Annotated in this window: 10 protein-coding genes; 8 read left to right on the plus strand and 2 right to left on the minus strand. The window is 38.8% G+C overall.

Translation table 11 applies throughout. From position 1 onward, the window contains the following. Positions 1-29: 29 nt before the first annotated feature. On the plus strand, positions 30-938 hold the full coding sequence (gene dapA, locus IPU53_RS19495) for a 4-hydroxy-tetrahydrodipicolinate synthase (protein WP_207452667.1): 909 nt from the start codon (positions 30-32) through the stop codon (positions 936-938). Further along, the gene (locus IPU53_RS19500; RefSeq protein ID WP_207452668.1) at positions 939-2423 is read left to right on the plus strand and encodes an aldehyde dehydrogenase family protein; all 1485 of its coding nucleotides are present in this window, start codon (positions 939-941) and stop codon (positions 2421-2423) included. A gap of 42 nt (positions 2424-2465) precedes the next feature. On the opposite strand, the gene rpoN is transcribed toward IPU53_RS19500, so the two are convergent. Then, positions 2466-3785, minus strand: coding sequence for an RNA polymerase factor sigma-54 (rpoN, locus tag IPU53_RS19505; RefSeq protein WP_207452669.1), 1320 nt, complete (start codon positions 3783-3785; stop codon positions 2466-2468). Between the two features lie 233 nt (positions 3786-4018). Between rpoN and IPU53_RS19510 the strand changes: the two genes are divergently transcribed. The 6 genes from IPU53_RS19510 to IPU53_RS19535 all read left to right on the plus strand — a co-directional run bounded on the left by IPU53_RS19510 (position 4019) and on the right by IPU53_RS19535 (position 13048). Beyond that, a complete protein-coding gene (locus IPU53_RS19510) occupies positions 4019-5086 on the plus strand; it encodes a M24 family metallopeptidase (RefSeq protein WP_207452670.1) in 1068 nt (355 codons plus the stop codon). A gap of 61 nt (positions 5087-5147) precedes the next feature. Then, positions 5148-7448, plus strand: coding sequence for a glycoside hydrolase family 127 protein (locus tag IPU53_RS19515; RefSeq protein ID WP_242698437.1), 2301 nt, complete (start codon positions 5148-5150; stop codon positions 7446-7448). Between the two features lie 408 nt (positions 7449-7856). Then, positions 7857-9767, plus strand: a complete 1911-nt coding sequence (locus tag IPU53_RS19520; RefSeq protein ID WP_207452671.1) for a glycoside hydrolase family 127 protein — start codon at positions 7857-7859, stop codon at positions 9765-9767. A gap of 72 nt (positions 9768-9839) precedes the next feature. After that, entirely contained in the window at positions 9840-11216 is a 1377-nt protein-coding gene (locus tag IPU53_RS19525; RefSeq protein ID WP_207452672.1) for an ABC transporter substrate-binding protein, read from the plus strand. Between the two features lie 115 nt (positions 11217-11331). Continuing rightward, positions 11332-12216: a carbohydrate ABC transporter permease gene (locus IPU53_RS19530; protein ID WP_207452709.1), complete on the plus strand. Its 885-nt coding sequence runs from the start codon at positions 11332-11334 to the stop codon at positions 12214-12216. A 1-nt stretch (position 12217) separates the two neighbouring features. Further along, the gene (locus IPU53_RS19535; protein ID WP_242698438.1) at positions 12218-13048 is read left to right on the plus strand and encodes a carbohydrate ABC transporter permease; all 831 of its coding nucleotides are present in this window, start codon (positions 12218-12220) and stop codon (positions 13046-13048) included. A gap of 300 nt (positions 13049-13348) precedes the next feature. Here IPU53_RS19535 and IPU53_RS25330 read toward each other — a convergent pair whose 3' ends face one another. Beyond that, positions 13349-13801, minus strand: a complete 453-nt coding sequence (locus IPU53_RS25330; RefSeq protein WP_207452674.1) for a beta-L-arabinofuranosidase domain-containing protein — start codon at positions 13799-13801, stop codon at positions 13349-13351. Positions 13802-13871 lie beyond the last annotated feature (70 nt).

Below are 13871 nucleotides of genomic sequence, written 5' to 3' on the forward strand. Positions count from 1 at the left end.
ACCAATTTATACGAAGGGAATTGGGTTAAATGAAGAAATTGGAAGGGGTATTTCCTGTATTGATTACACCGATGGAGCAGAATGGTGAGATCAATTGGTCCGGTTTGAAACAGAATATTGAACATTTTATTCAAAATCAAGTAGCTGGTATTGTCGTGAATGGGAGTACAGGTGAATTTGTGAGTTTAACGAAAGAAGAGCGTTTCCGTGTGGCGGAAATTGCGACAGAACAAGTAAATGGGCGTATTCCATTGATTGTTGGGACAGCGGCTGAAACAACGAACGATGCCGTTATGTATACGAGGCAAGCAGAATCTGTTGGGGCAGATGCCGCTTTGCTCATTAATTCTTACTATGCCCATCCAAAAGAAAATGAACTCTATGAACATTTTAAAACGGTTGCAAGCTCTGTTGCCTTCCCTGTTATGATTTATAATAATCCGTATACCTCAGGGCTGAATATGAGCACTGATTTAATCTTAAAACTTGGACGTGAGATCGAGAATATTACACATGTGAAAGAGTCAAGTGGAGACATTCGTAAGGTTCGCGATCTTTCAAAACAAGGAAGCCAGTATATTTATACTTTTTGTGGAGCGGATGATCTTGCATTGGAATCATTTTTAGTGGGGGCGACAGGCTGGATCTCAGTTGCAGGAAATATTGCTCCGCGACTGGTGACTGATTTATTTGATATGGTTCAAAAAAACAAATTAGAGGTTGCTTGGAAGATATACGATACCCTTTTGCCACTTTGCTGTTTTTTAGAGGAATCAGGAAAGTATGTGCAGATTGTCAAACGAGCAATGGAGTTACAAGGACTTGCTGGTGGACCATCTCGAAAACCTAGGCTCCCCCTTTCAACGGAAGAAGATACCAAGCTTCAAAACATTTTAGAAAGTCTAGTAGTCTTGGAAAATGAAAAGGAGTGGATATAAGTGATTACCACAAATATCGAGTTAAAACCTAGAGTAATAGAATTTCTGGCTGGCGAGATCCCCTTATATATAAATGGTGAATTTGTTCCAGCAATCTCCGGAAAGACATTTGCTGTAACCAACCCAGCGTCAGAAGAAGTTATTGCTGAAGTAAGTGAGGCGGAAGAAATTGATATCCATCAGGCAGTACAGGCGGCCCGACGGGCATTTGAAGAAGGAGAGTGGCCCCGATTAAGTGCGGCTGAACGGTCCTACCTAATTTATAAATTGGCTGATCTCATCGAGGAAAATAAGGAGGAACTGGCCCAGCTGGAAGCATTGGATAATGGTAAACCGTATTCTGTGGCCTTGGAAGATGATATCCCCGGGACTGTCGAACATTTTCGTTATTATGCCGGTTGGGCAACGAAGGTATTGGGGCAAACGACCCCGATACTCCCCGATTTTTTACATTATACAACGCATGAACCGGTAGGGGTTGTCGGTCAGATAATTCCATGGAATTTCCCTCTATTAATGTCGACATGGAAATTAGGGGCAGCGCTTTCAACAGGCTGTACAGTCGTTTTAAAACCAGCTGAACAAACGCCACTCTCGGTACTGTATGCGGCAAGATTGTTTAAAGAAGCTGGTTTTCCTGATGGAGTGGTCAATTTTGTCCCCGGGTTTGGAGAAACGGCCGGTGCTGCTATCGTCAGACATCAAGATATCGATAAGGTTGCCTTTACAGGTTCAACAGTTGTCGGGAAAGAAATTATGCGTGAGGCCGCTAAAACGGTTAAACATGTGACACTGGAACTCGGAGGAAAGTCACCGAATATTATTTTTGAAGATGCTGATATTGATAAAGCGATTGAAGGTGCCTTTCAAGGAATAATGTATAATCATGGCCAAAACTGTAGTGCTGGGTCCCGTGTTTATGTTCATCGGACACATTATGATGAGGTAGTTGCCAAATTGGCTGACAAGTCAAGAAAGGTGAAATTGGGGGAAGGTTTAAATCCCACAACAGAAATGGGACCATTAGTGTCGAAGGAACAATGTAACCGGGTATTGAGCTATATACAAAAAGGGATTAAGGAAGGTGCCAGATTAGTGACAGGAGGCAAAAAGGCCTTTGATAAAGGGTATTTTATTACTCCTACGGTATTTGCTGATGTGGGGGATAATATGACGATTGCGCGAGAGGAAATCTTCGGTCCGGTCGTTACCGTGTTTCCCTTTGATACAACCGAAGAGGTGATCAAAAGGGCAAATGATAGTGCATTCGGTTTAGCAGCGGGTGTATGGACAGCGGATGTTAAACGTGCCCATCATGTGGCCCATCGCCTGAAAGCTGGAACCGTTTGGATTAATGATTATAACCTTGAAAATCCAGCAGCTGCATTCGGTGGCTATAAGCAATCTGGGATAGGAAGAGAAATGGGTAGCTATGCATTGGATAACTATACAGAAGTAAAAAGTATTTGGGTGAATCTACGGTGACAAGGAAAGGGCATCTACGCATGTGGAGGCCCTTTCCTATTTTTAAACAAATTCCTTTCGTTTACTTGAAGATGGTAAGTTTAATTCTTCTCTATATTTGGCGACTGTCCGCCTGGAAATAGTAATTTTATCATGATTATATAAATGTTCGGCTATTTTTTGATCTGATAGGGGCTTTTGTTTATTCTCCTTCTCAATGATGGTTTTAATTAGGATTTTCACTTTTGTTGAGGAGGTATGGCCACCGTCCTCGACTTTTAATTTGGATGTAAATAACCGCTGCATTTCTAACGTCCCTTTCGGAGTTTGAATCACTTTGTTTTTTACGGCCCGACTAACGGAAGATTCATGCATGTTAATTGCATAGGCGATGTCCTTTAATGTTAAGGGTTGTAACATACAAAAGCCATGATCCAAAAATTCCTTTTGTTTATCGACAAGAACAGCAGCAATTTTCAACAATGTATCCCGGCGTTGTTCGATACTTCTAATCAGCCATTTATATTGGTTATATTTTTTATGGAAATAGTGAGCGGTTTCATTACTTCGAGATAATATGTCTTTATAGGTTGTGTTCAACCGAATCCCTGGTAGAAAATTGTCATTTAAAGAGACGATATATTCATCATTCTCTTTTACGATCGTAATATCAGGAACCATGTATCTTGTCGGACCATACTCAATCCCGATACAAGGCTTAGGTTGGAGTGTTTGGATACAATTTGCAACATCTTTAATGTCATTTAACGAAACACGTAATTTCTGTGCAAGCTCTTGCCATTTTTTATGAGCAAATATTTCAAGATGATCACTTATTACTTTTGCGGCTAATTCTTTTTCAGGATAGTAGACTTTCAATTGTAAAAGCAAGCATTCTTTTAAGTTTCTTGCACCTACGCCTATTGGCTCCAAAGCTTGTAATCTTTTAATATTCCTTTCAACAGTTGTCTCTGCAATCGATAGATGAGAGGCTACCTCTCGACTACTAATCGTTAAATATCCGTTGGCGTCTAAGCTAAGGATTAAAAACTTTAATATAGAACGATCTTTTGTGGATATGTCTAACCATTGGACCTGTTCTAATAGACTTTCTGCTACTCCAGCTTTTTCCTCTGCAACAAAATCTAATGCACTTAGCGATTCATTATTTCTTATGGAATTTCTTCTTGGAACCTCATAGGTTTCCTCTATCTGTAACTTTTGTTTCTTTTCCTCTAACTCAATAAGCGGATTTTCCAATGCCTGTTCTTGGATAAATTGTGTTAATTCCATCGTTGAATACTGTAATAAAGCAATAGCTTGTCTTAGTTCTGTCGTCATGACCAAGTTAGTTGTTTGTTTTTGAAATAAACCTAGTTCCATTTTTTTACCTCCTCTCTGGATCTATACCTAAATAACCAAATCTTCGGACATTTTTCTATACTATACAATATTCTATACAGTTTTGCACAATAATTATGCCCATGTATTTGTTTAGTAAGATTGATGGTGGAATCAAAAAATTGGACGGAATCGTTCATTTTCCATAATTGGCATAAGACTTGCATGTTTATAAGTGGAGAGTATTAAAAAATAATAAGCGAAGGAGGAATTTGATGTCAATGTTAGAGAAGATGAGAAAACTGCTCGAAAAGCTTCAAATTGATGGAATTCTTATTAGTAAGCCGGAAAATGTTCGCTATTTAACGAACTTTACAGGGACATCAGGAGTTGTCATTATTTCACGTACAAAAGCGATTTTTTTGACAGATTTCCGTTATGACAAACAAGCTCATGAACAAATCACAGGTTATGAAATCAATATTTGTGGTCAGTCCGCTTCTATGATGGACACAATCGTTCAGCTTGTGAAAAGCGAAAATATGGGGAAGTTTGGATTTGAGTCAAATTTTGTCACCTATGATTTTTATTTACAATTAAAAGAGAAAGTCGATGTGGAACTTTGTCCAACGACCAATATTGTTGAAAGTCTTCGTTTGGTCAAGACAGAAATGGAAGTTGAAAAACTGCGGAAAGCAGCTTCAATTGCCGATTTGGCGTTTGAGCATATTTTAAACTTTATTCGTCCAGGTGTAACCGAGATTGAGGTTGCAAATGAGTTGGAATTTTGTATGCGAAAAAATGGGGCGACATCCAATTCCTCTATCATTATTGTCGCATCTGGATCCCGTTCAGCCCTCCCACATGGTGTTGCCAGTGAAAAAGTGATTGAAAAAGGGGATATGGTCACACTTGATTTTGGTGCATTATATGAGGGATACCGGTCAGACATGACGAGAACGGTTGCCGTTGGAGAGCCTCATCCAAAATTAAAAGAAATTTATCAGATTGTTCTAGATGCATTGTTACAATGTACAGCTACAATCGAATATGGAATGTCTGCAAAACAAGCCGATGCGATCGTTCGTGATTTCATTGAACAACAAGGTTACGGAGACTATTTCGGTCATGGAGCAGGCCATGGTATTGGGTTAATGATTCATGAAGATCCATTTTTATCACCAAAATCGACTCAAGTTATCCAAACAGGTATGGTCATTACAGTAGAACCGGGTATTTATCTTCCGGATTTAGGTGGCGTCAGAATTGAAGACGATCTATTCATTAAACAAGACGGAAATGAAATATTAACGAAGTCACCACGAGACCTTATCATCCTTTAAAAGAAGGATCGGAAATAGATGTAATTCTAAGCGCTCATATTGAATTTACAAGGGGGACCTAATGATGCTAGAAATGAGAATTGAAACGATGGCAAAACCTTTTCATTTGAAAGATGTCAAAGTGTTGGGTGGACCTTTTAAACATGCGATGGAGTTGAATCGAGATTATTTACTTCAACTTGAACCAGATCGATTATTAGCTAGATTTAGAGAGTATGCCGGCCTGGAAGCAAAGGCGCCTCAGTATGAAGGTTGGGAAGCGATGAGCTTATCAGGGCATACACTTGGTCATTATTTATCCGCTTGTGCGATGCTTTATGCCTCGTTAGATGATCACCGATTCAAAACACGGGTCGATTATATTGTGGATGAACTTAGTGAATGTCAAGAAGCCCATGGCGATGGCTATGTTTCAGGTATTCCAAATGCGAAAGAAGTGTTCCAACAAGTTTCAGAGGGGAAGATTGAATCAAAAGGTTTTGATCTAAATGGTTTATGGGCACCCCTTTATACTATCCATAAGTCATTTGCTGGTTTACGTGATTCATTGCATCTTGTTGGGAATACCAAAGCTCTTAACATCGCTATTAAATTAGCTGACTGGCTCGATTCTATATTTTCAAAACTGGATGAGGAGCAAATGCAAGAAGTAATGGAATGTGAGTTTGGCGGAATAAATGAGGTGTTGGTCGATTTATATGCTGATACAGGAAATGAGAAATATTTGTATCTTGCTCAACGATTTTGGCATAAGCAGATTCTTGACCCACTTTCTGAGCAGGAAGATAGTTTGTCAGGAAGACATGCTAATACACAAATTCCTAAGATTATCGGTCTTGCAAGAGAATATGAATTAACGAATGATATGAAACGGAAAGAGACAGCTGAATTCTTTTGGGAACAGGTTGTTGATCATCATTCTTACGTTACTGGTGGGCATAGTTTTGAAGAATATTTTGGTGCCTCAGATCAGCTTAATGATCGCCTTGGCCCTCATACGACCGAAACCTGTAATACGTATAATATGTTAAAACTGACGAAACATTTATTTGAATGGAATCGCTCTACAAAAGCAGCCGATTATTATGAAAGGGCCCTCTTTAACCATATACTAGCTTCTCAAGATCCACTAGAAGGAGGAGTCACCTATTTTTTGTCATTGGATATGGGAGGGTACAAGGATTATAACCATAAGTTTGATCATTTTACATGTTGTGTTGGCACCGGAATGGAAAATCATGCGAGCTATGGAAATAGCATTTACTTCCATAATGGAGACCAATTATATGTGAATCAATATATTCCATCTGCTCTTAATTGGAGTGATAAAGGAGTGAAAGTAATTCAGGAAACAGAATATCCAGAAGAAAATGATATTCATATCCGCGTACAATGTACGAAGCCTGAAAAATTCACCATGAATATCCGTTACCCCTATTGGGCAGAACAAGGTATTTTAATCAAAATAAACGATGAACGGTATGAAACGAACTCCCAACCCGGAAGTTTTATTGAGATTGAACGAGTCTGGGATAATAATGATAGAGTGGAAATTAAGATTCCGATGACATTGCGTCTCGAAAGGATGCCGGATAATCCGAAGAGAGTCGCCATTATGTATGGACCGCTCGTACTTGCCGGGGAATTGGGTCCGTTGGGTGATCCGGAAGCAACTGACTTTTTGTATACACCTGTCTTAATCCCTGAAGGAAAATCCTTATCTGGATGGATTCAGCCTGTACAGGAAAAAACAAATACTTTCCGAACGGTTCAAGCGGGTTATCCAAGAGATATTGAACTTTATCCGTTCTACCGCATGCATGATAAAATGTATTCGGTTTACTGGGATTTGTTTACGCAAGAAGAATGGGAAAAGCGTCAAAAGGATTATCTTCATGCTCGAAAACAGATGAATATTCTAGAAAAGGCAACAATCGATTATGTTCAGCCTGGGGAAATGCAACCAGAACGTGACCATCATTTTGATGGGGACAATACACGGGTTGGTGCCTTGCAAAGTAGGAATAGTAGGACGGCTTATGGTGGGGGATGGTTTTCCTTTGATCTGAAGGTAGATCATCAAGAAGAAATGATGTTGGTCATCACCCATGCAAAAGAATTACAAAGAAGAGAAACGGAATTTGATATTTTTATTAATGACAATCATTTAACGGTACAACCAACCGAAGGTTTTCATGAGACATCTAGGTTTTATAATGTCAACTATGTTATTCCTCCAAAGTTTTACAAAGATAGTAGTCGTATAACTGTAAAATTCCAAGCCCATCCTCGGGGGAGAGTAAGGCGGGTTTTCGGCTTGCGGATGGTCAATAAGAATGTATATACAAACATAAAAAGATGAGATTTATTGGAAGGGAGTGTAGGCAAGCAAACTAACTACATTCCTTTCTTTTTTTGATCCTTATCAACGTATAAAAGAATGGTTGAAAAATAAGCTGTCAAATAGTTTAGAATAAAAAAGTTTATGTGTACAAATTTGTAGTCCTCTTTTGATTATTTCCTTTTTTAAAAAGGGTTCATATAGAAATTTTATTCTTTAGGATAGATGGAGTGGATTGCTATTTCCCTCTATTTTTCTTTTGGCATGAAAAATGCAAGTAATCATAGCAAAGAAAAAAAGAAAGGTGGCCGAAGTTTAAAAGAACAGTAAGCGAATCCAGGGCGGAACATAGTGAAAGCACATTGAAATCAAATAAGACTACCGGAGTTAAGTAACCATTTCATTGATTTTCCAATTGGAGGTTGTGGCATGAAAAGCACAAAAGTACAAAAGGTGAAGCCAATCGATCACGAAAAAGTGATTTTTAAAGATCGTTTTTGGGCGCCAAGAATAAAAATCAATCGGGAACGTACTATACCATTTCAATATGAACAATGTAAAACGACAGGGAGAATTGAAGCGTTTCATCTACAGTGGAAGCCAGGAGATCAACCTGAACCACATCCTTTTTGGGATTCAGATATAGCGAAGTGGATTGAGGCTGCAAGTTATAGTCTAGCGACACATCCAGATCCGGAATTGGAGGCACTTATTGATGAAGTGATTGAAGTTATTGCCAGTGCCCAACAACCTGATGGCTATTTAAATATTTACTTCACCGTTGTAAAGCCGAATGATAGATGGACAGATTTAAGGGATGCTTATGAACTGTATTGTGCAGGGCATTTGATTGAGGCGGGGGTCGCTCATTATCGCGCAACCAATAAACGAACACTTCTTGATATCGTATGCAAATATGCGGATTATATTGATTCAGTCTTTGGTGGGGATCCCGGACAGATTCGTGGTTATCCTGGGCATGAAGAGATTGAATTAGCGCTTGTAAAGCTTTATCGGGCAACTGATGAAGAGAGATATTTAAAATTAAGCCAGTTTTTCGTAGATGAAAGAGGGCAGGATCCCCATTACTTTGAATTGGAAGAAAAACAGAGGGGGAATTCAGGGTACTTTGGCCATATCGCTGATCACTTTGGAGATCGAAAGGAATATAATCAATCCCATAAACCTGTCAGAGAACAAACTGAAGTGACAGGGCATTCGGTGCGAGCGATGTACTTATACTCAGCCATGGCGGATTTAGCCTATGAAATGGATGATTCATCACTGCTTCAAGCTTGTATTAGGTTATGGGAAAATATGTATACAAAGAAAATGTATATTACAGGTGGAATTGGATCCTCTGGCGAGAATGAAGGTTTTGCAAAGGCATATGATTTGCCGAATAGATCGTATGCAGAAACATGTGCAGCGGTGGGAGTGGTTTTATGGAATCATCGGATGTTGCAACTGGATTGTGACCGCAAATATGCCGATCTGATGGAACGTGCTCTTTATAATGGCGTGATGAGTGGCATTTCATTAGATGGAAAGCGCTTTTTTTACGTCAATCCATTGGAAAGTGAGGGGGATATTCATCGCCGAGAATGGTTTGGAGTAGCATGCTGCCCACCAAATATTGCAAGATTGCTAGCATCTTTAGGGCAATATGTCTATTCATACGATGATGGAAACATCCACGTGCATCTGTATACAGCGAGTCAATCGAAATTGAAGATGAAGAATCAGTCCGTAACCTTAACACAAACAACGAATTACCCGTGGGATCCAGCAATAACGATCACCCCTAATATGGAACAATCAGCACAATTTGCTTTGAAACTGCGAATTCCTGGGTGGTGCGATCAGGCAATCATTAAGGTAAATGGAAAAGTGTTGGACTATAAGGAAAGAGATTTAGAAAAAGGGTATTTATCGATTGAAAGAATTTGGAATACTGAAGACATGGTGAATATTGAATTTGCCATGTCAGTGACTAGAATCTATGCACATCCTAATATTCGGGAAAATATCGGAAGAACTGCCTTACAAAGAGGGCCGCTCGTTTATTGTATAGAAGGTGCAGACCATGATGTACCTCTTCATCGAATATTTTTAGAGAAAGAGGCCCCACTGCAAATTGAGTATGAGGAAGATTTACTAAATGGCATTGCGACCATTCAAGGAAACGCTTTATATTATGATGAATCCGGTTGGGAAGAAAGTTTATATAAAAATGAAAGGCCTAAAATGAAGCCGACAATAATAAAAGCCATTCCTTATTATGCATGGGATAATCGCACGCCTGGGGAAATGACCGTTTGGGTGAATGAAATAGAGTAAAGAGGACAAAACTAGCAGCCTTTTCTATAAAAAGGATGTCAGTATAAATTTGTTTAACAGGGGGAGTAATTGATGAGATTTATCCGACAGTTCTTTTTGGTTGTGGTAGCTGCGCTATTGGTTTCATTCATTGTGGGATGTAGTGGATCGGAAACGGCGGGAAAAAAAGGGGATGTTTCGTTGACAATGACGTATTGGGGCGGTCCGCTTGAAAAGGAATCGGTTGAGGGGCTGATTAAAACATTTAATGAACAACATGACGATATTCAGGTGAAAGCACAGCAGGTTAACGAGGGCTACATTGAAAAACTGACATCACAGGCTGCCTCTAACAAATTGCCCGATTTCGGTTATTTTCCAGAAGGTAGCTTACCGGCATGGCTAGAAAATGGCCGAATTAAGGATGTTTCTGAGCTATATGAATCTGGTGAGATTGGAAACAAACTGTCTTATTCGATTTTTCAATTTGAAGAAGATGGACCAATCGGTGGATCAAGTGTTGCGAACGAGACGAATAACATCTATTACAATAAGGAATTTTTTGATGAACAAGGTGTGGAATATCCTCCTACAAAAGCAGAAGATGCCTGGACGTGGGAAGAATTTATCGAAGTTGCACGGAAGTTTACAGTGGACCGCAAGGGAAATCACCCAGGTGAATCAGGATTTGATCCAAAAAATATTGAAACATATGGTGTAAGTAATTTCACTTATTTCTATGAAAACTTTTTACTGCTTAATGAAGGCGGTATCATTTCTGAAGATGGTAAAACTATTTTGCTAGGGAGTAAGAATACCATTGATGCATTACAAGCAATTCAAGATTTAATGTATGTTGAAAACGTTATGCCAAAGCCTTCCCAATTATCAACCCTTCCTTCAACAGATACGGCATTATTGACTGGTAGGGTAGCGATGAATATAGATGGCCAATGGGCAATGCAAGAACTTGGAAAAGCAAAGAAAGAAAAATCATTGGATTTAGGAATTGGAGTTTTACCGAAGATGAAAAGGGCGGTCACACTGACGACCGGAACGCCGATAGTCGTCTTTAATACCGATACTACAAATGAACATTGGGAGGAAACAAAGACATTCTTGACATTCATTATGGATCCTGAAAATAGTTTGCCATTGATTCAAGGGGGGCTGTGGATGCCAAATGAGGAATCGTGGTATACGGATGAAGAATTGATAAAAAAATGGACCGATACAGAGATCCATCCAGAAGAATATAAAGAAGCTGTTATTGATTGGGGATTGAATCATGTTGTCCAAAATCCGAACTACTATTGGGGTGATCGCTCGAAGGCATCAACGATTATTAATCCTGGCTTAGATCAAATCTGGAATAATCAAAAGTCTGCCAAAGATGTGATTCTTAACGATATTTTACCGAAGTTGAAAGGTGAATTTGGCGATAAATACGAGTATGCAGAATACGAATAATCATTTTTCTCGTGCCATGTTGTGAAGAATGAAGGGGACGGTGATTTTCTTGAAATTGGAGAATGAAACAGTAGCGGTATCTAAAATCAAGCCTTCCAAACGAAAAAAAAAATTCATGAGTATTAAAAAACAGGAAGCCATTGTTGGATATGTGTTTGCCTTGCCGGCTATTCTAGGCATTCTAATTTGGACAGTTTTTCCATTGATTGCCAGCCTAGTCTTAAGTTTTACTGATTGGACGGCACTTGGATCTTTTAATTGGGTTGGTCTAGATAACTTTTATGAAATTTTCGTCAATGATATCTTTTTTAAAAAATCTATTATTGTCACATTCTATTTCGCCTTTGGGAGTACTTTTTTCACTCTAATTGCTGCTTTATTTGTAGCTTTATTGATGAATATGAAGGTGAAAGGACAGGCGTTTTTCAGGACGATATATTATTTGCCTGTTCTTGTCCCTGCAGTGGCCTCTAATATTTTGTGGGTATGGCTTTTTAATCCGGACTTTGGTTTGTTTAATACAATTTTAAAATTCCTTCATTTGCCGACATCGATGTGGATTTATGATGAGAAAACAGCTATTCCTTCACTTATATTAATGAGTGTGTGGGGATTAGGGGGGACTGCGTTAATCTTTTTGGCTGGTTTACAAGATGTTCCAAAAGATTTACATGAAGCAGTGGAAATTGATGGGGGAAATGGGTGGCATAAGCTGCGGTATGTCACCATCCCCTCGTTAACTCCTATTATATTTTTTAATTTAATCATGGGACTGATTGGTTCATTTCAAGCCTTTACACAAGCATACATTATGACAGAAGGTGGGCCTAATAATTCTACTTTGTTTTACGTTTTATTAATTTATCGAACCGCTTTCCAACAAAATGATTTTGGCTATGCAAGTGCACTCGCATGGATTTTGTTTGTGATCATCGGCTTTTTCACATTACTAATATTTAGAAGCTCGAAATCATGGGTTTACTATGGAGGTGGAAAATAATATGTTAAATAGAATAAAGAAATATCCTGCTTTTGTTCTATTGGTGATTGGAGCGGTTATCTCGTTTATCCCTTTTTTATGGTTGCTTCGGAGCTCGTTGATGACCACAACCGAGATCTTTATTTTCCCACCGAAACTCTTACCGGAAATTTTTCAATGGCATAATTATAAGGATGTCTTTGACATTATAGATTTTGGTTTATATTTTAAGAACACGATGATTATTATGATTCCCGTTTTAATCGGGACTGTATCTACCTGTTGTATGTGTGGGTATGCTTTCGCAAGATTAAGATTTCCGGGGAGAGATATCTGGTTTGCGATCATTATTGGGACGATGATGTTACCCGCTGCCGTAACCATGATTCCAACTTTTTTGATGTGGTCAGAGATTGGAGGAGTCGGTACTTTTTGGCCTTTAGTATTTCCGGCATTTTTTGGCGGAGGGGGATTTAATATTTTCCTAATGCGTCAATTTTTCTTGAACATTCCTAAAGAATTAGATGAAGCGGCCATTTTAGACGGCGCTAATTACTTCCAAATTTTTACAAAAATTATGCTCCCACTTGTGAAACCAGCATTATTGGTAATTGGCTTTTTCACTTTTATGGGTGTGTGGAATGACTTTTTCGGACCACTCATTTATCTGAATGACGAATCCAAATACACATTGGCCCTGGGACTATTACAATTAAGAGGGTCGTATTCCTCTGATTGGAACTTAATGATGGCTGGCTCGACAATCATGATTTTGCCTGCAATTGTTATCTTTTTCTTTGGTCAAAGGTATTTTATCCAAGGTATCAGTATCACGGGTGGAAATAAAGGATAATACTAGAAAAATAATTTTTAAACAAAACCATTTGTTTAAAAAAGAACAGGTTCCAATTCTATTTTTGGCATCTAAGAAACAGATTATTTGCTGTTTTTTTAGGTGGACTTAGGTTCTTATTTTAGTTAATTTGAAAGGGAGCCTGGAAAATCAACAGGATTCTTAGTAAACAAAGTAAACAAACCAGCTTGGCAATGTGCCAAGCTGATTTGTTTACTAAAAGGGTAGTAATTAGTTGTTTTGAAAGCAATCATTATATATTCAAACGCTGAGGTATCAATGCCCTTTGACCTTATTTCATCATTCATTAATCCAGACTAACATTTCGCCAGGTTCACGATTACACCATGCATAATATGGAATTGCCTTCATTTGTATTGATTTTGTTTTGTCCACTATAGGGCGATAAAGTGTGTTTTTCCACTCAGCTTCGTCCATTCTCATAGCCTCACCCGTTAGGACGACAATGCCTCCAAGAAGATCCTCTTTATACTCAGCATTTAATTCTGAGTTTCTCGGCAAGATAATTCCAGGTAAATTCGAACCGTTATCCACTTCTTCTAAACAATATACTAATGGCCTTCGACGTAGTGCAACCTTTCCTACATTATGACGAACCTTTGGATTTGCCTGGATTCGTTCAATTTTCATTGGGAATGATAATTCGACTAGATCATTGGAAGCCCATGTTCGTTCCAGGAATACATACCCATTTTTCATGAATGGTACATGGTCAATCACTTCGCCATTCACTTTACCATTGTTCCACGACCTACCCAACCTGGAATACGAAAAGCAAGCGTAAATGTGTCCTCTACTTCAG

The organism is Bacillus sp. SD088 (assembly GCF_017355205.1).
Lineage (GTDB): Bacteria > Bacillota > Bacilli > Bacillales > Bacillaceae_C > Lederbergia.

Excerpts from the sequence above, each read along its gene's own strand:
- dapA (WP_207452667.1), top strand. The coding sequence starts at position 30 with ATGAAGAAATTGGAAGGGGTATTTCCTGTATTGATTACACCGATGGAG.
- rpoN (WP_207452669.1), bottom strand. The coding sequence starts at position 3,785 with ATGGAACTAGGTTTATTTCAAAAACAAACAACTAACTTGGTCATGACG.
- IPU53_RS19510 (WP_207452670.1), top strand. The coding sequence starts at position 4,019 with ATGTCAATGTTAGAGAAGATGAGAAAACTGCTCGAAAAGCTTCAAATT.
- IPU53_RS19515 (WP_242698437.1), top strand. The coding sequence starts at position 5,148 with ATGATGCTAGAAATGAGAATTGAAACGATGGCAAAACCTTTTCATTTG.
- IPU53_RS19520 (WP_207452671.1), top strand. The coding sequence starts at position 7,857 with ATGAAAAGCACAAAAGTACAAAAGGTGAAGCCAATCGATCACGAAAAA.
- IPU53_RS19525 (WP_207452672.1), top strand. The coding sequence starts at position 9,840 with ATGAGATTTATCCGACAGTTCTTTTTGGTTGTGGTAGCTGCGCTATTG.
- IPU53_RS19530 (WP_207452709.1), top strand. The coding sequence starts at position 11,332 with ATGAGTATTAAAAAACAGGAAGCCATTGTTGGATATGTGTTTGCCTTG.
- IPU53_RS19535 (WP_242698438.1), top strand. The coding sequence starts at position 12,218 with ATGTTAAATAGAATAAAGAAATATCCTGCTTTTGTTCTATTGGTGATT.